This is a genomic window from Neptunomonas sp., assembly GCF_041601355.1.
Classification (GTDB): Bacteria; Pseudomonadota; Gammaproteobacteria; order Pseudomonadales; family Balneatricaceae; genus Neptunomonas.
Genome location: NZ_JBFIIH010000055.1, coordinates 1 through 24,781, shown reverse-complemented (window position 1 = coordinate 24,781; position 24,781 = coordinate 1). Strand labels below are relative to the sequence as shown.

Genomic DNA, 24,781 nt, shown 5'->3' with positions numbered 1-24,781 from the left:
TGGAAAGTGAACACTTAAAAGCGTATGTGGCAGCCACAGAAGGTGCAGTAGCAAGTTTCGTTTTAAATGAAATGAGCCGTATATAAGTTTACGTTAATCATCAGTTATCTTATTTTATAACTGTGATTTATGGTCGTAACGATGAATAGAAAAGGCCTTCTTTGAAGGAGGCCTTTATTTCCATCCTTGTAACCAGCGGTCTGCGTCTTTCAGCTCTTGCCAATCAATCTGAAACGCCTGCTTATTGATAACGGCTTCTAACACACATCCAATTACTTTTTCCTCTGACTCATCCGGGGTTAGCTCAGTCACTAACTCAGTAACAATAAAGTGCTTCTGCTTATCGATTGGCGCTGTTGCCGTCCATTTAGAGAGCAGTAATTTGTTCGCATTAAACCTGTTGATATTACCGGACTGATACAACCTACACCTCTCTTAACTTTGTTAACCACCGCTATTTTTGTATTCATCAATACTACGATTGCGCTCTAATGAATAATCGATGACAGGGGCAGGACGAACACTGTTTTGAGCAAATAAGGGGCCATCCTGTGATTGCGGCAGCCATCGTGAAATATACTCACCTTTAGGGTCAAACCGATCAGTTTGGCGCATTGGGCTAAAAATCCTAAAATATGGCGCTGCATCAGCACCAACAGAAGCACTCCACTGCCAACCTCCCAGATTAGAGGCGAAGTCGCCATCAATCAGGTGTTGCATAAAAAAGCGTGCGCCTAATCGCCAATCCTGACGCAGCAATTTTGTCAGAAATGAGGCACTGATCATTCTTACCCGATTATGCATCCAGCCGGTTTCATGCAGTTGCTTCATGCCGGCATCAACAATATCGAAACCTGTTTCACCGTCACACCAGGCACGAAAACGTTTTTCGTCATACTGCCAGCTGATTTTCGCTTCTATCTCCGGTTTAAACGGCTGCCAACGATTCATCCCGGGAAAAGCGACTAACAAATGACGATAGAAATCACGCCAGATGAGTTCAGTGACCCATTGACTGTAAAACCAGTCGGGATCTTCTGAATAGGCCTGCATAGCAGCGATACACTGGCGCGTACTTAGCACACCAGCGCTCAGATAAGGTGACAGTGATGAGGTCCCGGGCTGTGCTGGAAAGTCGCGTAATTGCTTATAATTATGTGATCTTTCATGCACAAACTGCTGCAATAGCCGATGCGCATCGTCAGCTCCTGCAGGCCACAATGCACAGCTCCAGTCAGCACCCATCCTGTTTTTATAACCGACCTCAACAGGGACTGTATCACTGTAACTCTCGTTGTAACTCTCGTTGTAGTTCTGGTTGCAGCTATCACTATAACTGCCACTTTTAATCACTACATCATCCTGGCGCTTAGCCCGTGGAGCAGGAGCAGGCAACGGCGTAGAAGGTTGCTGAAGATATAACTGACGCCAGGCTTTGCCGAAAGGGGTAAACACTTTATATGCCAGGCCCTGCTGATTGAGTACTGAACCCGGAGGCAACACTACGTCGCTATCATACGTATAACAGCTAATGCCCTGCTGCCTGAAGAGACTTTCTACTTGCTGATCACGTCGTTGTTCGTACTCGGGATATTCGCAATTAAAATAAAGACTACGAACATTAAAGTGCTGTGCGAGTTTGAACAGTTTCTCCGGCAACTCTTGATTTGTTTCAGCATGAATAATTTTAAGCGGAATATTTAGCGCTGCCAAATCCTGCTTTAACTTTTCCAGATTGGCAAGCCAAAACTGAACTCTGCATTTTGCCTCATCCTGCATCTGCCATTGCGTAGGTGTAATGGCAGCAACGGCAATAATGCCGTGTTCAGCACTGTTCTGACAGGCGTGATAAAGGGCATGGTTGTCTCCGGTACGTAAATCATTACGAAACCAGACAAGCTTATGAGGCTGCATTGTAAAATATGCTCCGTTTGAGTCTTCTACTGCCAGTATAAAAAATGAGTCTTAAGCTTTTAATCTTAAATATAATTTCTTAAACCAAGCTCGTGCGGATAAGGATCAAGATAAACCTGTGATTGAATATACTCAGAACCATGGCGTTTCAGGTAGTGCTTGAGTAAGGTCAATGGGGTAACCAGATTCACTTTATCGGTACGATAATCTTCAATCGCTTCGACTAAATCCTGTTTGGTTTCGGCATCAATATCTTGCTTCAGATAACCCATGATATGCATCAGCACGTTGGTATGGCTTTTACGCGTGGCACGCTTGGTTAGATGCGTCATCAGATCCAGAATATACTTTTCCAGCACGGCTTCCAGTGGTTGCTTTGACGCTTCACCCGCCAGATACTTACCTAACTGCTTGTAACCTTCGTAACTGTGCGCCATCAGCTGATATTTGTGGCGGCTATGAAACTGGATTACTTTATGCAGCGTAGGTGCTGTCATTACTTCCTGACGCCAGTTGTAATAAGTAAATACACGGATGATAAAGTTCTCACGCAACACCGCGTCATTCAGACGGGCTTCCTCTTCAACCGGTAACGCCGGATTATTTTTCATAAACCGAGCGGCATACACGCCGCTGCCAGCAACATTTGGCATCCCGTTCTTATGGTAAATTTTAACTCTTTCCATGCCGCAGCTGGGTGAGCCTTTCATCAGGATATAACCGCAAAGGTCAGTGTGCGTGCGGCTAACTTCATCGGCGTATTCTTTCAGCTTATCGGTTACATCCAATGTCGGATCTTTGACACCCACCACACGTGGGTCTTCAGCACTGCCCACCAAGCGGATAGGCTCGCGCGGTATACTTAACCCAACAGACACTTCAGGGCACAGAGGCGTAAACTGAAAACATTCACTCAACACATCCAAACAATATTTTGAGCGCTTATGACCACCGTCGTAGCGAACTTTTTCTCCTAACAAACAAGCACTGATGCCTACAGGGATAGACGGGTTAGTTATAGTATTTCCCATGTAAACTTCCTCAATAAAAGTGCAATTGGCATGATTAAAAACCGGTCATTGGTTGGACAATTTTACCCAGCAAGGTAGAGAACTTAAGTGGCGCATCGGTAGCAATCAGGCAGATACAATCTTCAGAACTGTCCACCAACGGCTGATGCTGTATTTCACTATCCAGATCGGCAATATCACCTGCTGTAAAACGTCCTATCTCATCAGTATACGAGCCACGTAAGATTAAAGTAAGTTCATTACCATCATGCGAATGCGGCAACATCGCTTTCCCTGGTGCGATACGTAATAAACGTGATGCACCGCTGCGTTCAGTTTTACACGGCAGATCATAATAGTAGACACCAGGCACTATTCTTTTCCACTCAACATTTTCCAGTGAGTCACTGATATAGTCATCCAGAGGTCTGGGAATATCGCTGTGCGTCGCTACCCTTTGTTTGTTTTTCACAAATGAAGGTTCTGCACGCTTCGCTTGCGGCTCCGTATTCAGCTCAGGTTCCTCATCTAAACAGGCGAGTATTTGCGATAATGCATCATCACTCACCGGTGCTGGATTAAGACTTTCTAACAGCATTCCACCAATCGCTTCCGACTCTTGAACCCTGTCACGACAGACGGGACACATTGAGATATGGCAGGCAACAACTAACGCCATTGCCTGAGACATTGAACCGGCGGTGTAGCTCACTAACGTTGCTTCATCCAGGTGATGTTTAATATTCATACATCATCCCTCCACATCATTTTAATTTTTTCCGACGCCAATCGAATTCTTGATTTAACACTGCCCAACGGTACGCCGAGCCGCTCTGATATATCGGAATGAGAGCGTCCTTCATAAAAAGACATATATATTACCTGCGCCTGATCTTCGGGTAGTTGTGAAATCACTTTGGCCATCCGATCAGATGTCACTGCTTGCTCACACACGTCGTACTCCTCCTCCGGCTCTTCATGCCACGCTTCCAGTTCATATTCCGGATATTTCTGTTTACGCATTCGATCAATACTTTGATTTCGGGCCAGAGTAAAAATCCAGGTGCTGGCTGCTGCCTTGGAAGCATTGTAAAGATGGGCTTTACGCCAGACAGATAACATAGTTTCCTGCATCAACTCTTCTGCGGTCGTTTCTACCAGTCCTAAACGGATGATGTAAGCTTTCACCTTGGGTGCAAAATGCCGGAAAAGCTTTATGTACAACGCTTTGTCTTTAGTTTCAGCCAGGTCTGAAAGCATACTATTCCAAACCTGAGGACCTTCCGGCTGTTGCATGACCGCTACATTATCCACATCGTCACCTGGTGGTTTGTTTTTCATATTATCCCTTACGATGAATCGCCCCTGATTGGATCACTAAAGACACTATTAATTTTGAGATAAAAATCATATTACCTCTAATATTTAGGTATCAATAAAAATACCCTGCTAAAAAAGTGATCTTTTTTTAAGGTAGCTGCGTAACAATAAACAAATACAACTACGGAGACCTTGCACGAGCCGAAATTTTGTTTTCTGGCAAGGCAAAAACGCACGGAATAAGGGAGTTTATACTTATAAATGACCGAAAGAGTACGTTTTCAACACCGCCATAAGATAAAAGAGCAATCGTGCAGGGTCTCTGCTATAAATTATGGACAAACTGATGAATATAGCTGCTATCCGTCCTAAAAAAATTGCTGTCGTCGGTTCCGGTATTTCCGGACTGAGCTGTGCATGGCTACTTAACAAGACCCATCAGGTTACCTTGTACGAAAAAGATGACCGCTTGGGTGGGCATTCAAATACAGTGTCTTTTGATCTGGAGAATAATACTGTCGACGTTGATACCGGCTTTATTGTATTCAACCCTGTGAATTACCCCAATCTGGTCAAATTCTTTGAAACCCTGGACGTTAACACCTGTGAAACTGATATGTCATTTGCGATATCGATTAACCAGGGCCAGCTTGAATATTCAGGTACCGGGTTATCCGGCTTATTGGCGCAAAAGCGAAACCTTATTCGCCCTTCGTTCTGGCGAATGGTTCAGGAGCTGATGCGCTTTTACCGCGAGTCTGAACAGATGATGCAGCAACAGGATCTTGATCAGATAACACTCGGCGACCTGTTACAGCAAAAAGGATATGGTAAAGAGTTTATTTACAATCACCTGTTACCTATGGGCGCAGCCATCTGGTCAACTCCGGTAGACAAAATGCTGAACTACCCTGCCAGCAGTTTTCTTCGCTTTTGTCGCAACCATGGTTTGGTTCAACTAAATGACCGCCCGCAATGGAATACTGTGATTGGCGGTAGCAAGCAATACGTTAATAAAATTGCGGCACAACTGGAAGGAAAGATCCGTCTTAATAGCCGTATTCATAAAATTATCCGCGACAATAACCAGGTAATAATCGAAGACCTCCACGGTAATCGTGAATACTATGATGATGTGGTACTGGCTTGTCATTCAGATCAGGCGATTGCGTTACTGGATCAACCCAGCGAAGAAGAACAGCGCCTGCTGGGGAATTTTCCTTATCAACGCAACAAAGCCTATCTTCATCTGGACGCCTCTTTAATGCCGGAGCGCAAAGCGGTGTGGTCGAGCTGGAATTATATGTCCGAAGGAAAACGCGATCTGTCACAAGACGTATCGGTAACCTATTGGATGAATCAGCTGCAACCCCTTAATACTAACACCCCAGTTTTCGTTTCATTGAACCCGCTTCGCGAACCCAAAGATGGCAGTATTATCCGGAGTTTCTTTTACGATCACCCTGAATTTGGCCGCAAAGCGTTAGACTCCCAAAAGCAACTCTGGACACTACAGGGCAAACAAAATACCTGGTTTTGTGGTGCTTACTTCGGTTACGGATTTCATGAAGATGGCCTGCAGTCCGGACTTGCGGTTGCTGAACAACTGGGCGGTGTGCCCCGTCCCTGGCAGCTTGAGGACAAAAACAGTCGTATCTTTGTAAAAGAGCTTGCATCACGATCAATATCCGGCGGCATGGTTAAAAGCCCTGAGTTTACGAGCTCCGGATTTAACAACTTCGAATTAAACAGCTCAGGCAAGAAAAAGGATAAGGCACATGGCTGAGCCCAATTCCTGCCTGTACAAAGGGGTGGTCATGCATCATCGCTTTCGTCCCAGCAAAAACCGCTTCATCTATCGGGTATTTTGTGTGTGTCTTGATCTGGATGAACTCGCCCGATTAGATAAACATCGTTTCTTTTCAGTCAATAGTTTTAATCTGTTTTCATTTCATGAAAAGGATCACGGCTCAGGTAAAAACGATCTGCCTGCCCATATTCGCGCCTTACTCACTGAACGCGGTTTTGCCAGCGCCACGCACAATATACGTCTGCTCTGTTATCCACGCATTTTGGGTTATACCTTCAATCCGTTAAGTACTTATTTCTGTTACAACAGTGATGCAGAGTTAGAAGTCATACTCTACGAGGTCAGTAACACCTTTGGCTCCCGTCATACCTACTTGCTTGAAGCGAAGCCTAACACTGACCAGGTGCGCCAGCGTTGCGACAAATTGATGTATGTGAGCCCTTTTATGCCGATGCAGACCTCCTATAATTTTCGGATCCAGCCTCCGAATAAACGAGTAGCCGTGTGTATTCGCCAAACAGAACGGACGGATAGCGAAGCAGAAACACAACCGATTCTGCATGCCACGTTTACCGGAGAATATTGTGCCCTGAATGATCAATCATTACTCAGCGTATTCTTTCAATACCCTTTAATGACTTTAAAAGTCATGGCTGGAATTCACTGGGAAGCGCTTAAATTATGGCGTAAAAAATTAACATTACAGCCGCGTGATACCGGTAAGAGTCATAGTATTAGCTGGCAGGATAAGAGTGGAGTATCCCATTATGAAAGTTTATGAGCCGTCAACAACCTATCTGAATGCAAGCAGTTCTGAGCCCACCTGGTTGGAAAAAAAGTTACTGAAAAAACTCCGGATGACGTTGAACCTGGACTGCGGAACATTACACCTGACACTCCCCAGCGGATTTACCTGCAAGCTTGGTAGCAACCCCCCGGAAGCGCATATACGCCTGAATAACTTTCGCCCGCTGCTGCGTCTCTATTTTGGCGGCACCAACGGCTGGTCCGAAAGCTATCTGGCCGGCGAATGGGACAGTATTGATTTAACAACACTGGTGAAATGGGCACTGGCCTATGAAGAGGCGCTTACCGGTTTATCCAAAGCGAGTTTCTTTACACAAATACTGCACAATATTTATCACTGGCAAAGAGATAACAGCCGTAAGGGCAGCCGCAAAAATATTGCCGCCCACTATGATTTGGGCAATGACTTCTATAAACACTGGCTGGATCAAAGCATGACGTATTCCGCCGCCTTATATAATCATCCTGAAGACTCATTGCAGCAGGCACAACACAATAAATATGCCCGTATTCTTGAACTGTTAGATGCCAAAGCAGGACAACATGTTGTCGAAATCGGCTGCGGCTGGGGTGGCTTTGCACTGCAGGCCGGACGTGATCACGACCTCAGAGTACATGGCATTACCCTGTCACAAGAACAACTCAAATGGGCGAAAGAGTGCATTGAAAATGAATCGCTTAGTGAGCAGGTTAAACTTAGCCTGACTGACTACCGGGACCTTAGCCAGCAATATGATGCGGTCGTTTCTATCGAGATGTTTGAGGCAGTAGGCGAAGCACACTGGGATACCTATTTTGATACGCTTAAACGTGTACTCAAACCGGGAGGAAACGCCGTTTTACAAGTCATCACCATTGAAGATGAGCGTTTTGATCTGTACCGAAAGCAAGCTGATTTTATACAACGACATGTATTTCCAGGCGGTATGCTGCCCAGCGTTTCCATACTCAAAGATAAAATCAGTGAACACGGCTTTGTGCTGAAAAAACATCAGTTGTTCGGTAAAGATTACGCGCGTACGCTGCGCGAATGGTACAGAGACTTTGAACACAGCTGGGAAGATATTCGTCATCAGGGCTTTGATGATCACTTCTACCGCTTATGGCGCTACTACCTTGCCTATTGTGAGGGAGGCTTTGAACATGGCTCCATTGATGTTGGTTTATACGTACTCTGTCATGCTGATGAGGCCAGGCAAGCGTAGCTGACATTAGGCGCAATATAAAAAAGAGGGGCGGTACAACCACCCCTCTTTTATTTTGTCTGAAAATCATTAACTATGAGCGAATTTTCTACGAACTTTACGGATGATAACACCTAAAACAGGTATTTTTTCCATCAATTCTGAACCATCCCAAAAATCATGATGCAAGATTATCTTGCCGCTATCGTTCGCTTCAATCCTGCTGACGCCCTCAAAGCTAAACGCACCGGTGAAACGGCTATCAGCATAAAAAGTCCAATAAATAAAAGCATCATTATTTTGTTGCACACAACGATGTACCTGAAAACGCACACTAGAAAGACGCTGGAACATGTCCTGCATAATAGCGATGAAGTCTGCCTGGCTATGCGTGTGATTGAACGGATCTCTGAAACTAAAAGTTTCTGAAGTTATATTGCGAAGGCTGCCCAGGTTATTACTGCTGAGATTTTCCAGCACCTCAACATAATCGGCTAACCAATTATCCATATTCTGCACCTTGTTTAATACGCCCTGATTAATACACGCTATTATCGTCAGCTCGTTATGTTTTGACGGTTTTCCCTATCAGCCTGAAGTACCAACTATAAGGGAGAATACGCAGTAGCTTTAAAAAATAAACAAAGCGGCCGGGAAATGCTATTTCAAAACGCTTGCTCAACAGGCCTTTAAGAATACTCCCGGCCGCCGCTTCCGGCTCCTGTAGTGCAGGCATTTTAAAATCATTTTTATCAGTCAACGGAGTACGAACAAAGCCCGGGTTAATCACTTGCAATGTAACCTTGCTGTCTTTCAGGTCAAGCCGAAGTGCCTCACAAAGATGAATCAACGCCGCCTTACTGGCACCATAGGCTGCCGCTGTCGGCAAACCACGATATCCTGCGACTGAAGCCATCACGGCAACCTGTCCTGAATTACTTTGCAGCATGCGCTTCAGCACCGGATCAAGGCAATTAATAGTCCCCTGAAGGTTGATATCAAATACCCGTTGGCAGCGCTGTGCACTGAATGCCTGAGCTGGAAAAGGATCATGCGTGCCAGCATTCAAAATCACCAGCTCGGGTAAGCCAGCCCCCTTATCCCAGCTTTGCATCACTTCCTCAATCTGTCGTGGATCTGTAATATCCAAAGGGGTTGGCACTATTGTTCCCGGATAGCTCTGGCAACTATTTTTTAAACGCTCAAGCTCTGAAACAGTTCGTGACGAGGCATAAACAGTTAATCCCTGCTGTGCACATAAAATGGCCAGCGCTTCGCCAATACCCCGACCGGCGCCTGTAATCCATACGCTGCGCCAGGGTAAATTCTTATTCATACTCATGCTCATAACCTCTTACATTAAACTCTCTCTAAATGCGGCATCCGGGAGTTAACGGACGATGAGCCTGCGAAGAAACTTTACGGATATAGAGTGTTATTTGCCCTACTTCCAAGCCAAACTTACTCATTTTCGCCCGATTAATCAGATTATTTTCATCCACTAAGTACATCCAATCATTCAGGCTGATATTCCAGTGTTTACCCTCGACAGGAACAGATAATACGTAAGACCAATTCAAAGCGTTACCTGCTACTTTCCCTTTGGCTTCCCCGACTACATCACCTGCCGTACCTGTGTACTCTTGTCCTGATTTGTTAAGATGCCAGCAGCGGTGTTGCTCTTCACCATCGGCGAAAACAAACTGCTCATCGAGCACCCCCTTATCACCCTCCCACTGACCAAGAATATCAGCCGTAAAGCGCCGACTGACCTTTCCTTTGAAATCCTGAACAATACCGTACGCCTCAAGGTGACCATTAAAAAATTCGCTAAGATCCAGCTCGGGCTTAACCTCACTGTACTCATCAATATTGACAGCACAAGCCGATATAAAAGGTATAGAAACCATAAGAGTCACCTTTGCCAGATTTTTAAAATTCAGATCTTTAAATGCTAATCGCTTCATTATTTAACACTCCCTCTGAGTTTTTTTGCCAAATCGGGATAGCTGCTGTTGTCCGAAAGCCAGATCTGAATAAAGGCAGTGCTGAATGCCGGGTCTTGCAAAGAACCCACCCAGTCTTCGTTGTGAAAGAAATGTCCGGTATTTTCATGATCAATCCAAAAGGCAAGCTGGTCTCCTTTGTAGATGTCTGGCCAGACCTGCGACAGCTTGGTTAGCCAACCATCCGCCTGATCTTTGTGGGCAAATTTTTTAATCTGCTTTTGGGTTTCCTCCAACATATCAGCCTGGCTTATATTACGATGGTAATTCAGCTTAAGTACCAGAGGACTATTAACACCCGAGTAACGACCATCAGGAGAGAGAAGCTCGGCGTTATAAATATCAAACCAAAGAATACTTAATTCAGCTTCGCCTATACGTTTCCAGTGTTGTGGTAATTGTTGTGGCAGGGTTTGCCCTAAAACCTCAACAGAACAGAGTAACAAAACAAAGAAGATTGATTTTATCAACATAATCGCTTACTCATTACTTGACTTAAGGCAAAAGATATCCAAAGCAACGAAGGGAATAGAACAGCCCAGACGCTTGCCAGAACAGCAACGCTGAGAGCGGGGGAAAGTGGCAATTCAACCGCACCAAAATGTGCGGCAGACAAATATGTGATGCTTCCTGCAATAGCCCCGGCTGCCGAAGCCAATATATATTTCTCAGAAAAGAAGCTCAGACTGTGCCTGAGGGTTGAGCAAAAGCCGATCCACAAAAACATCAGCCAAATAGGGGTAATTCCCTGGACCTGCTCAAACCTGAAGACCCCCAGCAGCGTTAATAAGCAATCGACGCTATACCCTAGCAAAGCAGTCGTCAGCACTACTGACAACTCGATGAAAGGTTTACTGATAAGCACAAAATGCACCAGTAGAAGCAGCGACACCCACAGTACCGACTCATTCCCGCTGAAAATACTCAAAACCCAAATCAGATTGAAACCAATAAAATTGATCCAGATTTTCCACGATAAGCCAAACAACATATTCACCTCAATATGGTCACCTCAATAAAACCAACTCAACAGACACACTTCCATTACCTTATTTCATACGGATTAACGCTTAAATCAGATCAGGTCAGGTAAATCAGATAAATTGCTTCAATTAAACTGAGTCAGTGAAAATGAATCTATTCAATCAGAACGGCTTAATCAGGAGGCGCAGAAAGGCAACGCATAGACAGGCATGACAGACCAATCGGTATTGGCCTGCCATGATCAGTTAACCGTATTAATGCTTTAGAGCAGCTTTGTCATGAGGCTGTTTTACTTTCTTCTGGCTGGCAGAGGAATGTATCAGGTAGTGAATATAGCGCAGCTTTTTCTCAATCACTTCGTTGAAAACAAACGGGTAAGCATCAGGAAGCCCCATACTACGATTGAGTGAATTGAGGATGACTGAGAAACGTACCCACGTCTCAATCATATCCAGCAGTGAGGATTTTTTATCAAAGTAGTTGATAGCTTGCGGCAAGCTCAACTCTGTCATATCGGTGTTGTCATTCGAATGATTATTCGTGGTGATTTGCAAACCAAAGGTTTGCGCCGTTTCCAGTGTATCAATCATGTGCATATAGTGTGACCAGGTTTCAGCAAAATCCTCCCAGGGGTGCATACTGGCATATTGAGAAATGAAGTTATCCTGCCAGTTTTCAGGTGCCCCATGCTGATAATGGTGATCCAGCGCATCCTGATAACTTTCACGCTCATCTCCGAAAAGTGCTCTGAAGCGTTTACATTCTGCAGTCTGTCGCGAGACTAACAAGTCCCAATAATAATGGCCTATTTCATGGCGAAAATGCCCAAGGAGTGTGCGGTAACGCTCACCCATTGCCAGCCGCGTCGATGCTCGCGCTACGTCATCGGCCTCTGCAATATTTATAGTGATGTGACCATTATTATGCCCTGTAAAGACCGGCTCATGTCCATCCAAGGGTGTAGCGAAGTGATCATTGACCTGCTTATCGGCCAAAAAGTCAAAACTAAGCCCCATTTCCGGATCTTCTTGCTTATCCAGTAACGGCAGATTTAAAGCATCTAATGTCAGGAGCGTGCGGCGTTTCGCCACTTCCAGTTTGCGCCAGAGATTGATATGCCCCGGCACGGATAAGTTCGGTATGTTGTCATTGAAATGACAACTAAAACATAACATTTGATTGGGGAGAACATCAGCCTCAATGCTATCAGCCGGCACCATACCATTACATGTTTGATGGAGACTGTAATTATCACACTGGCGATAGCTTTTGCCGTTGACTGTGGATGTATATTCGCCATCAACTTCTGTCTTATCAAAGCCGATGACTGCTTTTATATCCTGGCAGTATCCCGTCAAACGCCCGCACGTTGTACATTGAGTACTTTCAAAAAATAAAGAACTGGTAACGCCACAGATGCAGCTGAAAAGTTTCATAATTCTTAGGTACCCTTTACATTAGCTGATATAGGTTAGTTGTTTGTAGATAGTCATGCTGGAATTGCCCAACTCTATAAAGCCACATGCTAAGCACATGAGGGAGGACATCTTAATAAAATACCAGGAGACCACAGTATAAATAGAAAAGCCGGCAATAAGCGAATGCTATTCACTTAAGCGTTCAGGTTAAAACCTGCTGATCAGAGTTAAGGCTAGTCTGTACAAGATTCATGACCTCTTCTGAGAGGAAATACCTTGCAGTGCACCAAAACCGGAAATAATATCGGATAACTCTTCATCAATATTACTCTGACGTATGCGATGATACGTCTGATTAAAATTTTCTAATAATTCTTCAATGTTCTTTTCGGCACGCTGCATCGCCAATAAACGACTGGCATTTTCGCTGGCCAGAGACTCAGTGCAGGCTCTGAACAAGGACAGCAGAATATATTCGTTGATGAAGGCTAATAAGGTCGTTTGTCGATTATTGATAATCTCAGGAAGATTAGATGTCGGCCAACGAATACTGCACAGTTCCTGCTGCCATTGCTCATCCAGTGGAAGCAATCGTTGGCATGCCGGTGCATAAGCAGATTTTGACTGAGGTTGGTTGTGAAACAGATATACCTCTGTGATTTCAAACTTTTCACGCTGTGCTTCAATGTCCATTAGTATCCGCCCGACCAGAGGCGTAATAGCACCAATGGAACCGGGAAGAGCAAAGCGTTCTCCTTCTTCAAAATGACAGTTGGCTAAACCGGACTGAATACGTTCACCGACTCCCCAAATTACTTTTCGCCCCGTAAGTTCATTCAGCGTATGGGTTACAAACTCAATCATCACATCGTTAAACTGCCCGACTAAACCTTGATCTGAGCCAAAAACAACTGCACCAATCCGACTATTTTCAGCTTTCGCGTAAGGTTGGGTAGTAGGGATAACCGGAATGGCGCTATCCTGAGATTCGAAGGCCTTGTTTTTCTGCAAACAAGCAGCCAGTCCCAATTGAAGAGTTCGGAAATAACCATCCGAAGCATTTACAGCGCGCTCATATTGATTAATATTCGAGGCAGCCATCGCTTTCATCGTCCGCACAACCGCCTGAAGATCCGCGGCACTGCTAATTTTACGATTCAAGCTGGCTATCGTATTACTCATCACATGTCCTTAAATAGCGATGCTCTCTAATGCATCCCTGGCAATCCGGATAATCAGGCTTCTATCATCATTGCTTAATTGACCCGCTGTCTGAAACCGATTACATACCTGAGGTGGAATACCTATTGCTGCCGCACGCACAGCCCGCTCGGCAATAACCATGCGATCAAACGGAATTTTATCGAACAGCTTAGATGTTAACGCTAATAATACGGCTATTTGTGCTGCAACAGTCACAGGGGAGAGCTCCGACTGTTTGAGGCACGCACGAATGCGTCGCCCATGTTCAATAACATATTGAGAGTTTTCATCCAGTTTTGCACCAAAGCGTGCAAAGGTTTCCAACTCTTCAAATTGGGCATACGCTAATTTCAGATCCCCCGTCACTGCCCGGTATGCCAAAAGTTGCGCCTTACCACCCACTCGCGAAACAGATTTACCCACATCGACCGCGGGCAACACACCTAATTCAAATAGCGATGGAGACAAATAGATTTGACCATCGGTAATGGAGATAAGATTGGTCGGAATGAAAGCCGACATATTTTGCGCTTCCGTTTCAATAATAGGCAACGCCGTGAGCGAGCCTCCTCCTTTTTCAGCATTAAGATGAGTGGCACGTTCGAGTAAACGCGAATGAATATAGAATATATCGCCCGGAAACGCTTCACGCCCTGAGGGTCTGCGCAACAATAAGGATAACTCACGATAAGCACGTGCATGGTGTGTCAAATCATCGTAGACAATCAGTACGTCACGGCCTGCCTGCATAAAGAATTCGCCAATACTGGTGGCGGCATAAGGCGAAATGTAAGCAAGCCCGGGAGGGTCACTGCCTTCAGTAACCACCACAACCGTATACTCCATCGCACCCTTTTCTTGTAAAATCGCCAGCGTTTTAGCGACAGTAGATGCACGTAGGCCAATCGCACAGTAGATGCAGATCACATTCTGGTCATGTTGATTCAGAATTGTATCAATAGCGATGGCGGTTTTGCCGGTTTGCCGATCTCCTAAAATCAGCTCACGCTGCCCCCTGCCCACAGGAATGAGCGCATCGATAACTTTTAGCCCTGTCTGTAAGGGTACCGTCACAGGAGCACGATCCATGATGGGAGCGGCAGGTCGCTCAACTGGCAATCGTTGATGAGTGCTGACAGCCCCTTTCCCATCTAATGGCCGCCCCAGAGGATCTATTACACGTCCTAATAATCCATCCCCTACCGCCACATCCATAACACGCCCGGTGCGCCTAACAAGCGCCCCCGTCTGCAGGCTGGCATAATCACCGAGCAACACCGCACCGATTTCGTCTTCATCCACATTGAAAGCGATACCAAAAATACCTTTAGGAAACTCAAGAAGCTCTTCCGCACCCACATCAGGAAGCCCGGACACCCGGGCAATACCGGTCGATACGCTGATAATAGTACCCACTTCCTGCAATGATATTTGCGGTGTTACACCTTCATATCCTTGTCTGAGCTGAGTGAAAGTACTGTCAAAAACATGTCGTAATGTATCAGGCGGAAAACTCATATCCCCTTTCCTTCCCCAAGCATTTGCGGTCCAACTAATAACTCACTGACTCTCTTTTCCAGTGTCAGTGTGTAATCGGCAATGCTCCAGGCAATTTTTTGACCATGAATGATGATTTCTATGCCACTTACAATCTCATCTGCTGTCTCAAAGCATAGCTGCAGTTGCGAGGACAACACCTTATCCAGCACAGCTTTTATCGCGGCTCGCTGTGGCAGCGGTAGCTCAAAAGCACTGCGCACGATAACCTGATTTTTCGCGTCACGCAGGGACTCATTAAGACTATTCCTGGTTGACTGATCCAGTGCGCTTAATCGCTCGATAAAAACTTCACTCATACGTGCTTCAATGTCAGTACCTGACAGATCTTTCAATACTTTACGTACAATCAGAAAAATTTCTTCCCTCGTTATGCGGTTGATATCCGCATTTATATTTTGTTGCTCTTGCAGTAGTGTGTTGAGGCGCGCTTTACGCATGTCATCTGCCTCCTGTCGCGCTTCAGTGTACAACCGGTGTTTTTCATTACTCGCCTCATCAATAGCCTCTTGCATCAGGGCATCACGCTGCTGCTCAAATGCTTTATTTTTATAAAGATAGTTATCCCGTTCACTGCACGCTTGTACTTTTGTCTCCTCGGCATCCGCTAATTTTTTGGCAATGATGCGCTCACGTGAATCGATAGCATCAAGAATAGGCTTATAAAGAAAACGCTTTAAAAGCCACACCAGTATCAGAAAGTTGAGCACTTGCGCAGCGACGGTAAACCAATCAATCAACATAGATTAATGTCCTGCTGCTTGTGCCAGGTAGTAATTCCAGAATGGGTTAGCAAAGATGATAATCATCGACACAACAAAGCAATATATGGCTGTAGATTCAATCATTGCCAAACCGACAAACAAGGTCCGTGTAATGGTAGAAGAGGCATCCGGCTGCTGAGCCAATGCACTAAGGGCGGTAGCCACAGCCCGGCCTTCGGCCAAAGCGGGCGCCAGCGTGCCAATCCCGGTGGTAATACCTGCCATAATAATCGAGATTACCGCGATATATGTCATGCTATCCATGGTGGATCCTTTTATTTACGTCGTTAAAAATTATGCCAGCCACACATCACTTGTCTGTTCCAGCAGCAGGTTGAGCTGGGTGAACAGTCGTCGCGGCTGCAATATATACAGCCGCCAAAATAAAGAATATGTAGGCTTGCACCATGCCCGTTAACAACCCAAGCAGGGTCATTACAACCGGGAAGACGAACGGCGTAATAGCCAATAAAATACCTATAATCATGGCACCGCTCATCATGTTACCAAATAACCGAACTGCCAGCGCCAGCGTTCGCGATACTTCGCTGATCAGGTTAAACGGCAACATGATAAAAGTCGGTGATAAATAGGACCTTGCATAACCCGATATACCCTGATCCTGAATGCCGAATAAAGGCACAGCCACCAATACACATAATGCCAGCGCAGTTGTTGTGGACAATGACCCCGTTGGCGGCTGATAGCCGGGAATAATCGTACACAGACTGGCCATCGCCACAAACAGAAAGAGCGTACCCAAAAATCCGAGATATTTTTCCGGCTGACTCAAACCGACCTCTTTAATTTGTTGAGCAATACCCGTGACAATAATTTCCAGCAAGTTCTGCCAGCGTGAACGCTGAAGCTCATGAGACAACCGCTGAGTAATCAGCTTAGAACCAACCACCAGAATCAACATCAACCCCCACGTATACATGATGGTAGCATTGAGTTTAATAACGCCCATTTGCCAGAAAATAAGTTCATCGGGACTAAGGGGCATGATCAGACACCTCGTTAGATAAAGAGGGTAATGACGTCACATCCTGATTCGTTGTCGATGCTCGTGTCAGCTTCGTCACGATGAAACGTGCCAAAATAAACCCCGGCAAACAGGCCAGCAAGCGCGGCAAACTATCACCTGCAACAAAATAAATACCCACAAAAACAATACTCATACGCACGAGAAAACTTCCCAAAAACCAGACCGCTGGCCTTTTTGACTTCGTACCCTGACGCACGGTCCACCATAAACCGGCAAAAAACACGGCACCCAATGCGCCACCTGCAAACAGCGCTGCCAATAATGGGATTATGTCCACCGGTGTCATGCTTATCACTTGATTCATCTGCTTTCTCTCATTCGCTTTTACTCGGGTGGATGTTGTTTATCATCCTCTTGCTCATCTCGCATCGCCTTATCTTCTTTTGCAACCCAATGCCATGCATTCAAACATCCGAGTGTTAACCCAGCCATCAACAATGCCAGCGTCCATGAATGCTGCCCCACCTCATGCTTATCCAGCCATATTCCCAGCGCAGCCCCGACTAATGTGGGTACCACAACCGACCAGCCAATCAGCCCAATCATGCCTAAACCAAACCAGACACCCGGCGTGGCATTTCGCCGAGCCCTTAACTTGAGTGCCGCTTTTTTCTCAACGGCACTGAGCAGACCTGGTGATTTTTTAGGAGCGTTTTCGGGTTCATCATTCATATTGATTATTCATGACTAAAACTCGCTAACCGGCCCACAAATCCTGTTTCCAGTTTTGCCATAGTCGAACGGATCTCGCGCTCATGCTCGTCGAGAATCAGAAACTCCTGTTTGACCAAAGCGTGCAGCTTGCTCAGATCTTTTCCGCTTAAAGCGCGTCGAACCGAGACCATGACATCAAAACCTGCTTTCACCAGAACTCCCTCATCAACCGCAATAAAAACTTCTCCTCCGGAGGCCGTTTCATAGGTCAGAATCCCGGGTGACAGTGCTGCAACACAATCAAGCCGATGTGGCAAAAAACCGATAGAACCCTGTGATGTTTCAGCAACCAGGCGTAACACTCCTGTCATATCTACAAAAGTTTGAGAAGGCAGGAGTACTTTAAGGTGCATGGTATCAGGCATTTACCCATCCTCCGACGCAACACTGGCCGACGTGCCTGATGTAGCTTTTAATCTGGTGCCGGGCTTAGTATTTGACGCAGAGTTGTTATCAGGTACAGCTTGTATTTTTGCCTCGTTAATGGAACCAATCATATACAACGCACTTTCTGGATAATCCCTGAATTCATCACGCAGAATGCGTTCACAGCCATCTAATGAATCTTTCAGGCTGACCAGTTTTCCTTTATTCGAAGTGAATTGTTCTGTGGTGAAAAAAGGCTGAGTCAGGAAACGTTCTAAACGCCGTGCGCGTGCAACCAGGTTACGATCATCAGGCGATAACTGCTCAAGTCCCAGCATAGCGATAATATCTTTGAGTTCTGTGTACTGAGCGAGCGTTCTTCTGACCTCTTGCGCCAGCGCGTAGTGACGCTCTCCTACGATGCCCGGCGTGGCCATGCGTGAATTTGATTCCAGAGGGTCGATAGCTGGGTATAATCCCTCGCTCGCCCGCTTACGAGACAAAACAATCGATGCCGATAAATGTGAAAAAGTATGTACAGCAGCCGGATCTGTAAAATCATCCGCGGGTACATAAACCGCTTGTATAGACGTAATCGCACCTGTGTCCGTATTAGCGATGCGTTCTTCCAGGCTGGAGAGTTCAGTTCCCATGGTGGGTTGATAGCCTAAACGTGATGGCATTTGGCCCAACAAACCTGATATTTCTGATCCTGCCTGAATAAATCTGAAAATATTGTCAATCAAAAGCAGCACGTCCCGATGCTCATCATCACGAAAATACTCAGCCATCGTCAGAGCAACATGCCCGACACGAAACCGACTTCCGGGCGGCTCATTCATTTGGCCAAAAACCATGACCATATTGGGCAAAACACCCACCGCTTTCATCTCACGATAAAGCTCTTCACCCTCACGAGAGCGTTCGCCAATACCGCAAAATATGCTGACGCCCTCATGATGCCCAATCATGTTATGAATCATTTCGGTCAGCAGCACTGTTTTTCCGACGCCCGCTCCACCAAACAACCCAGCCTTACCTCCCCTTTCCAAAGGCATAAGAACATCGATTACTTTGATACCGGTTTCAAAAATTTCTGACTGGGTCGATCGGCGGGACAATGGCGGCGGCGGACTATTGACAGAACGCCACTGCACGTTTTCCAGCGGTGATTCGTTATCAATCGTATTACCAAATACATCAAACATACGTGACCGGATGTTTTTCCCTACCGGCGCGAGCAGAGGCCCCCCGGTATCTTCCACTAACATACCGCGAGCCAGTCCCTGTGTAGGTGTTAATGCAATACCTTGCACACAATGAGCATCACGTTGCGCCTGAACCTCAATAACAATTTGCAGGTTATCACCCGTGCGTAATAACGAGTGAATGGGGGGTAAGTTTTGCTCAAACAGGATATCGACAACACTACCGCGTATCGAAACAACCCTGCCTGAGTTCAGCGCGCTCTTTGGGTCTTTCATACCTTTCCCTGCTAAGCCACGATTAAATGGTTTAACTTAAAAACACTTATTCACTCTGACTAATATACTCCAGCCGTACAGGCGGATGAACTTTATTTATCATCAAAATATTAACTTTTATTTCTGCTGTCACTCTGACGGGTTTCACACTAAGCTAGCTACGTTTTTTAATTTTCTATTAGTGGAAGCGTTATGTGGTTCAAAAATTTCATCTTTTATCGGTTTACTGAGCAACGAGACTACACCCAGGAACAACTGGAAACTGCCTTCTCTGAACATCTGTTTGAACCGTGCCGCAGCCAGGAACTTAGCCGCTACGGCTGGGTTGCTCCTCACCCAGCATTGGATCAGCAAACAGTGTTCTCCTCTTCTGGTGCTTTTTTAATCACCGCACAAAAAGAAGAAAAGATATTACCCGCCAACGTTATTAAGAAAAAACTGAATGATAAGGTCGCTCAGATTGAGCAAGACCAGGGTCGCAAGGTCTATCGCAAAGAACAACTACAAATGAAGGATGAGATTATTCTTGATCTGCTTCCTCGCGCTTTCAGTCGTTTCCAACAAACCAGTGCACTGATTTTACCGCGTGCGGGTTTTATGGTTATCGACAGCTCCAGTCATAAAAGTGCAGAAGAGCTACTCAACCTGTTACGTAACAGCCTGACTACATTACCTGTCGCACTGCCTGAAACAGTGCAATCCCCCGGTGTCGTTATGTCTGAATGGTTACAGCAGACCAGCTCTTTTCCAGCCTTTACCTGCCTGGATGAGTGTGAATTAAAAGATCAGACAGAAGAAGCCGGCGTTATCCGTATAAAAGGGCATGACCTGCATAGCAGCGAAGTAATAGCTCACTTGGAAACCGGCAAAAAAGTCACAAAACTGGCTTTGCAGTGGGATGAAACACTTAGCTTCATTCTTCAGGATGATTTGTCAATTAAGCGTGTAAAACCTACCGATGAGCTGTCACAAACGTTAAATGAAGAGTCCTCAGAAGACCCGCTGGTAAGACTGGACAGCGACATGGCTCGTCTGGCTCTGGAATGTCAGCGCCTCTTTCCACAACTACTGGAAGCGTTTGGCGGACAGGTACAGCGCTGATCACAAGGGCTAATTAAAAAGCTCGCTATCAAGATCGGGCTTCAGGCAACAATCGTTAACAAAAAGAGGGCATATTCAATAGAATACCCTCTTTTTCGTTATCCCTGGCTACTCAACAATGTCTGCTGCGTCGCCTACTACGGTTAGCCCTAAACTCGTCCAGGCTTGCATACCGCCACGGTAATATTTGATCTTCTCGGCAGGATACCCCACTTCCAGCATTGCTCTGACCATTGCCGGTGTCTGACCACACCAGTATCCATTACAGAACATAGCCAATGTCTTTGCACCACTGAAGTCATAAACGCCTTCAGACTGCTTGATCACGCCGAAATCATCCAGCGCCCAATCTCTGTCCTCGGGAACATCCATCATAGTGTAGGGGTAACTTTCAGCGCCAGGGATAGTCAGGCGTTCATGCCAACCAATCGTACGAGTATCAACAATCATAATATTTTTATCATTTTGTGCTTGCATCATATATAGCACAAACTCACGTTCAGCAATCGTCTCTACATCATATGGCTCAAAAGGATGCATTGGCTGTGGTATGCCTTGAGATGTTCTGGCGTACAGATCAGTAATACGATTTTCCGGATCCTGATGACGCTTAACCTCCATTGGCTCGCCGTCATGCATCACTTCAAAGGAGAACACATCCGGCGCAATCATTACTCTGCGCTTTTCATCAGCGGTAACGAAAGGCGAAGTCATTAATAATCCTGCAAAAACTACCGATGAAATCGTTTTAATAAACATAGTTAACCTGCTTTTTTATTATAAGAATTCTTTAATTTAGAATTGGTTAATTTATACACCAGTCAACAATGATCTTCCAGAAACAATTGATTCGACTTAGGGCAAACAAAATCGCATATAATTGCTTGATAAGATTTCTGGCGCCTGTAGACTCTGGCCATTGAAAAATATTCCTCTTCGTTATGTAAAGTGTATCGATATATATAGTATGAAAATATGTACAGTGTAAAAGAGATGTTCTACACATTGCAGGGTGAAGGCGCCCATGCGGGACGCCCGGCTGTCTTTTGTCGTTTTACCGGCTGCAATTTATGGTCCGGACGCGAACAGGACAGAGCCAGTGCCATCTGTAATTTTTGCGACACTGATTTTATAGGTACAAACGGTCAGAATGGCGGGAAATTTTCTACGGCTGAATCTCTCGCCAACAAAATCAAAAGTTTCTGGTCAACGCCTGAAGGCACTCCGTATGTTGTATTTACTGGCGGCGAACCTGCCCTGCAACTCGACAAGGCTTTAGTCATGGCAATGCATGCCGTTGGTTTTGAAATAGCAATAGAAACCAACGGAACCAAACCTCTGCCAAACAATATTGACTGGATCTGTGTTAGCCCGAAATCTACCACAGAGGTCATCATACAAAAAGGCAATGAGCTAAAGCTGGTGTACCCACAAACAGACGCTATGCCTGAAAAATTCAACGCATTGCAGTTTGACCACTTTTACTTACAACCCATGGACGACCTCATAGATAAACCCAGGCAAACAAACAACACGCAAGATGCCATCGCCTACTGTTTGCGCCACCCACAATGGAAACTGAGCCTGCAGACGCATAAAATTATCGGTATTGATTAGCCTTCTGATACAACTGCAGCCTGCTTCCGGGACCATTGCCTGTATGCTATTAATACTAATGCCGGTATCTGCATCAGAACGCCGTATAAGAGCACCACACCAGACATCTCAGTGTTATCTAATACAGCGCCGGTAATAACCAAAGCCAGCCCCGCATTTTGTATACCTGTTTCAATCGCTAACGTCATACACTGTTGCGAAGAGAAACGGCAGCGCTTACCAATCCAGGCACCCGCCAGCATCGCGGTTATCGACAGTAACATGACAGCGGGCCCAACCTGCATCAGCATAGGCGATAACTTATCTTTATTGGCAACGACAATACCTGTAACAACCACTAGCATAAAAAGCAAAGCGCTCCATTTAATCAGCGGCTGCAACTTGCTGGCAAAGCAAGGCATCTTTTTATGTATCCACATACCGAGCAAAACAGGCACGAGTGCGATAGCCAATAATTTGAGCATGGTTTGCACAACAGGAAACGGGATGGGTGACACAACAGAAAGCCAGTGAGTGACCGCCCAAAAAGAAAGCAGAGGTAATGTAAAGGGTGTCAGAACACTGGCGATCACCGTTAAGCTTACCGATAAAGCCGTATCTGCTTTACACAGATAGCTAATCATATTCGAGGTTGCCCCACCCGGAGCGAACGTCAGAATCATCATACCGACGGCATATACCGGTGGTAAGTTCATGACAGTCACTACCGCGTATCCCACTATGGGCAAGCCAACTAATTGCATCAAACTTCCCACAACAACTGCCCGAGGTTGTGCCTTTAATACTAAGAAGTCATTTACTGATAATGACAGGCCAATTCCCAACATAATCAGAAACAGTGCTAGCGGTAAAATAATCTGTATAAACCCCGTACTTACCATTAGGAATCCCTTTTATAGCACACAGAAAAGTAGTCTAGATTTTTCTGTTACGCCAAACAACCATTTAAAATCTATACCCAATCCTACGCCCTATATGGGCTGGAGCAAGGTACACACACATCTTGTGGATAACCCTGTGGATTCCGTAAGAAAAACGTCTTACAGAGCCCATTTAACAAGACCCTACTCATATTGGTTACTTTTTAACCAGCTGTATTTTTATATATATTTCAATAGCTTAGATAATCATTTCGGATCAAAAGCATTGTTGATCATTATTCACTCTATAAAAAAAGCAGTTCTTAATATTTTTTTATGTCAAGCCAAGATTGATGAAAAAAATAACTTTTTTCAGGCCTTTTGACTGGCTCGATTCCTTACATAAGGTTACTATGCCGGTGTTTTAAATGATCGGCTCATAACATGTCTATTTCCCCAAACAGAAACAAAGAAGCCCAAAAGGTCACTGTCATCGGGGCTATCCTCGATATGCTACTGGGCTTTGCTAAAATTATTATCGGTACAGCAGCAAACTCTAACGCTCTGATTGCTGACGGAATACACTCTTTTTCCGACCTTCTTACCGACTTTATGGTTGTTATCATCTTCCACTTCTCTCACGATGAGCCTGATGATGAACACCCATGGGGACATGCTCGCTTTGAAACCATCGGGACCGTATTTTTAGGTTGTGTACTTATCGCCGTGGCGGGCGCGATGGCTTTTGAAAGCATTAGTGAATTCTGGACCTCTTCTACTATCCCAACCCCTGGTTGGCCAGCCTTAGTGGTAGCCCTGCTTTCCATACTCAGTAAAGAGTGGATCTTCCGTTATACTCTTGCTGCAGGAAAAAGGCTTAAGTCTGACCTGTTGATCGCAAATGCCTGGCACAGCAGAACGGACGCTTTTTCTTCGATTGTTGTGCTGTTCGGTATCCTTGGCGCAATGGCAGGCTATGCGTGGTTAGACATATTAGCCGCGGTTATAGTCGCCGCCTTCGTAGGAAAAATAGGCTGGGATCTGACATGGAACAGCATAAAAGAGTTAGTCGATACTGCATTACCTGAAGAGCGGGTAAAAGAACTACAGGAAGTAGTTGAAGAGGTTAACGGCATTATCAATGTGCATCACTTTAAAAGCCGCAATATGGGCAGTAAAAGTCTCCTTGAGATGCATATTCAGGTAGCGCCTTACTGCAGCGCATCGGAAGGACACTGGATAGGTGATGCAGCTGTCATAAAATTACTGCAGCGCTTCGATGACATTGGCCATGTTATTTTCCATATTGATACATATGATGATGCTGAAGAAAGCTATTGTCGGGTGCTGCCTTTAAGAGAAGAGATAGAAGAAGCGATCGCAGAACACTTGCATCGGTATGCGCCTGATATCAAAGATTACCATGTCACCCTGCATTATCTGCATGACCTGATTGAGATCGAGCTTAAATTTGATCCTAAGAACATAGAGTCTCTGGGAGATTATTCTGCATCTGCATTAAGTGAGCAGATGAATGAATCAATGCAGTCTCTGCCCTGGTTTTCAAAACTCACTATCTGGTGCCGATAACAGTTTAGCGGCTGCATCAAGTGC

General features: G+C 45.4%; 28 protein-coding genes. 6 read left to right on the top strand and 22 right to left on the bottom strand.

Annotated features, from left to right (window positions below; translation table 11 throughout):
• Positions 1–174: 174 nt before the first annotated feature.
• The 5 genes from ABY436_RS10455 to ABY436_RS10435 form a co-directional block, all read right to left on the bottom strand.
• Positions 175–423, bottom strand: coding sequence for a TIGR02450 family Trp-rich protein (locus ABY436_RS10455; protein WP_372738915.1), 249 nt, complete (start codon positions 421–423; stop codon positions 175–177).
• Between the two features lie 21 nt (positions 424–444).
• Positions 445–1,914 (bottom strand): deoxyribodipyrimidine photo-lyase, encoded by a 1,470-nt coding sequence (locus ABY436_RS10450; protein ID WP_372738914.1) that lies wholly within the window; start codon positions 1,912–1,914, stop codon positions 445–447.
• Positions 1,915–1,979: 65 nt separating this feature from the next.
• Positions 1,980–2,945 (bottom strand): YbgA family protein, encoded by a 966-nt coding sequence (locus ABY436_RS10445; RefSeq protein WP_372738913.1) that lies wholly within the window; start codon positions 2,943–2,945, stop codon positions 1,980–1,982.
• Positions 2,946–2,979: 34 nt separating this feature from the next.
• On the bottom strand, positions 2,980–3,672 hold the full coding sequence (locus tag ABY436_RS10440; protein ID WP_372738912.1) for a ChrR family anti-sigma-E factor: 693 nt from the start codon (positions 3,670–3,672) through the stop codon (positions 2,980–2,982).
• Positions 3,669–4,265: a sigma-70 family RNA polymerase sigma factor gene (locus ABY436_RS10435; protein WP_372738911.1), complete on the bottom strand. Its 597-nt coding sequence runs from the start codon at positions 4,263–4,265 to the stop codon at positions 3,669–3,671. Before ABY436_RS10435 ends, ABY436_RS10440 begins: the two co-directional genes overlap by 4 nt.
• Before the next feature lie 325 nt (positions 4,266–4,590).
• On the opposite strand from ABY436_RS10435, the gene ABY436_RS10430 reads away from it, so the two are divergent.
• The 3 genes from ABY436_RS10430 to ABY436_RS10420 are packed head-to-tail and all read left to right on the top strand — an operon-like array spanning position 4,591 to position 8,066.
• The gene (locus ABY436_RS10430) at positions 4,591–6,030 is read left to right on the top strand and encodes an NAD(P)/FAD-dependent oxidoreductase (RefSeq protein ID WP_372738910.1); all 1,440 of its coding nucleotides are present in this window, start codon (positions 4,591–4,593) and stop codon (positions 6,028–6,030) included.
• On the top strand, positions 6,023–6,835 hold the full coding sequence (locus tag ABY436_RS10425; RefSeq protein ID WP_372738909.1) for a DUF1365 domain-containing protein: 813 nt from the start codon (positions 6,023–6,025) through the stop codon (positions 6,833–6,835). The genes ABY436_RS10430 and ABY436_RS10425 overlap by 8 nt, the downstream gene beginning before the upstream one ends.
• Positions 6,822–8,066 (top strand): class I SAM-dependent methyltransferase, encoded by a 1,245-nt coding sequence (locus ABY436_RS10420; protein ID WP_372738908.1) that lies wholly within the window; start codon positions 6,822–6,824, stop codon positions 8,064–8,066. Before ABY436_RS10425 ends, ABY436_RS10420 begins: the two co-directional genes overlap by 14 nt.
• Before the next feature lie 69 nt (positions 8,067–8,135).
• On the opposite strand, the gene ABY436_RS10415 is transcribed toward ABY436_RS10420, so the two are convergent.
• The 15 genes from ABY436_RS10415 to atpD form a co-directional block, all read right to left on the bottom strand.
• Entirely contained in the window at positions 8,136–8,555 is a 420-nt protein-coding gene (locus ABY436_RS10415) for a nuclear transport factor 2 family protein (RefSeq protein WP_372738907.1), read from the bottom strand.
• Between the two features lie 55 nt (positions 8,556–8,610).
• Entirely contained in the window at positions 8,611–9,387 is a 777-nt protein-coding gene (locus ABY436_RS10410) for an SDR family NAD(P)-dependent oxidoreductase (protein ID WP_372738906.1), read from the bottom strand.
• A 28-nt stretch (positions 9,388–9,415) separates the two neighbouring features.
• Positions 9,416–10,012, bottom strand: coding sequence for a DUF3833 domain-containing protein (locus ABY436_RS10405; RefSeq protein WP_372738905.1), 597 nt, complete (start codon positions 10,010–10,012; stop codon positions 9,416–9,418).
• Entirely contained in the window at positions 10,012–10,524 is a 513-nt protein-coding gene (locus tag ABY436_RS10400) for a chalcone isomerase family protein (protein ID WP_372738904.1), read from the bottom strand. The genes ABY436_RS10405 and ABY436_RS10400 overlap by 1 nt, the downstream gene beginning before the upstream one ends.
• Positions 10,518–11,042, bottom strand: coding sequence for a DUF2878 domain-containing protein (locus ABY436_RS10395; RefSeq protein ID WP_372738916.1), 525 nt, complete (start codon positions 11,040–11,042; stop codon positions 10,518–10,520). Before ABY436_RS10395 ends, ABY436_RS10400 begins: the two co-directional genes overlap by 7 nt.
• Before the next feature lie 247 nt (positions 11,043–11,289).
• Positions 11,290–12,471, bottom strand: coding sequence for a putative zinc-binding metallopeptidase (locus ABY436_RS10390; RefSeq protein WP_372738903.1), 1,182 nt, complete (start codon positions 12,469–12,471; stop codon positions 11,290–11,292).
• 231 nt (positions 12,472–12,702) lie between these two features.
• Positions 12,703–13,635, bottom strand: coding sequence for a F0F1 ATP synthase subunit gamma (locus ABY436_RS10385; protein ID WP_372738902.1), 933 nt, complete (start codon positions 13,633–13,635; stop codon positions 12,703–12,705).
• A 9-nt stretch (positions 13,636–13,644) separates the two neighbouring features.
• Positions 13,645–15,174: an alternate F1F0 ATPase, F1 subunit alpha gene (locus tag ABY436_RS10380; RefSeq protein WP_372738901.1), complete on the bottom strand. Its 1,530-nt coding sequence runs from the start codon at positions 15,172–15,174 to the stop codon at positions 13,645–13,647.
• Entirely contained in the window at positions 15,171–15,956 is a 786-nt protein-coding gene (locus tag ABY436_RS10375; protein WP_372738900.1) for a F0F1 ATP synthase subunit B, read from the bottom strand. The genes ABY436_RS10380 and ABY436_RS10375 overlap by 4 nt, the downstream gene beginning before the upstream one ends.
• A 3-nt stretch (positions 15,957–15,959) precedes the next feature.
• Complete coding sequence (locus ABY436_RS10370) at positions 15,960–16,241, bottom strand: F0F1 ATP synthase subunit C (protein WP_372738899.1); 282 nt, start codon at positions 16,239–16,241, stop codon at positions 15,960–15,962.
• 46 nt (positions 16,242–16,287) lie between these two features.
• Entirely contained in the window at positions 16,288–16,983 is a 696-nt protein-coding gene (locus ABY436_RS10365) for a F0F1 ATP synthase subunit A (protein ID WP_372738898.1), read from the bottom strand.
• Entirely contained in the window at positions 16,973–17,329 is a 357-nt protein-coding gene (locus ABY436_RS10360) for an ATP synthase subunit I (RefSeq protein ID WP_372738897.1), read from the bottom strand. The genes ABY436_RS10365 and ABY436_RS10360 overlap by 11 nt, the downstream gene beginning before the upstream one ends.
• Before the next feature lie 20 nt (positions 17,330–17,349).
• Positions 17,350–17,697, bottom strand: a complete 348-nt coding sequence (locus tag ABY436_RS10355) for an AtpZ/AtpI family protein (protein WP_372738896.1) — start codon at positions 17,695–17,697, stop codon at positions 17,350–17,352.
• Between the two features lie 5 nt (positions 17,698–17,702).
• Complete coding sequence (locus ABY436_RS10350; RefSeq protein ID WP_372738895.1) at positions 17,703–18,104, bottom strand: F0F1 ATP synthase subunit epsilon; 402 nt, start codon at positions 18,102–18,104, stop codon at positions 17,703–17,705.
• Positions 18,105–19,589, bottom strand: a complete 1,485-nt coding sequence (atpD, locus tag ABY436_RS10345; protein ID WP_372738894.1) for a F0F1 ATP synthase subunit beta — start codon at positions 19,587–19,589, stop codon at positions 18,105–18,107.
• Positions 19,590–19,781: 192 nt separating this feature from the next.
• Between atpD and rdgC the strand changes: the two genes are divergently transcribed.
• Positions 19,782–20,690, top strand: coding sequence for a recombination-associated protein RdgC (gene rdgC / locus ABY436_RS10340; RefSeq protein WP_372738893.1), 909 nt, complete (start codon positions 19,782–19,784; stop codon positions 20,688–20,690).
• Between the two features lie 108 nt (positions 20,691–20,798).
• On the opposite strand, the gene ABY436_RS10335 is transcribed toward rdgC, so the two are convergent.
• Positions 20,799–21,449, bottom strand: coding sequence for a rhodanese-like domain-containing protein (locus ABY436_RS10335; protein ID WP_372738892.1), 651 nt, complete (start codon positions 21,447–21,449; stop codon positions 20,799–20,801).
• 216 nt (positions 21,450–21,665) lie between these two features.
• On the opposite strand from ABY436_RS10335, the gene queE reads away from it, so the two are divergent.
• Positions 21,666–22,307: a 7-carboxy-7-deazaguanine synthase gene (queE, locus tag ABY436_RS10330; RefSeq protein WP_372738891.1), complete on the top strand. Its 642-nt coding sequence runs from the start codon at positions 21,666–21,668 to the stop codon at positions 22,305–22,307.
• Here queE and ABY436_RS10325 read toward each other — a convergent pair.
• Positions 22,304–23,188 carry a bile acid:sodium symporter family protein gene (locus tag ABY436_RS10325; protein WP_372738890.1) on the bottom strand — a complete coding sequence of 295 codons (885 nt, stop codon included), beginning with the start codon at positions 23,186–23,188 and terminating at the stop codon, positions 22,304–22,306. The two genes, queE and ABY436_RS10325, sit on opposite strands and share 4 nt — an antisense overlap.
• Positions 23,189–23,611: 423 nt before the next feature.
• On the opposite strand from ABY436_RS10325, the gene ABY436_RS10320 reads away from it, so the two are divergent.
• Positions 23,612–24,757, top strand: coding sequence for a cation diffusion facilitator family transporter (locus ABY436_RS10320; protein WP_372738889.1), 1,146 nt, complete (start codon positions 23,612–23,614; stop codon positions 24,755–24,757).
• The last annotated feature ends 24 nt before the right edge of the window (positions 24,758–24,781 follow it).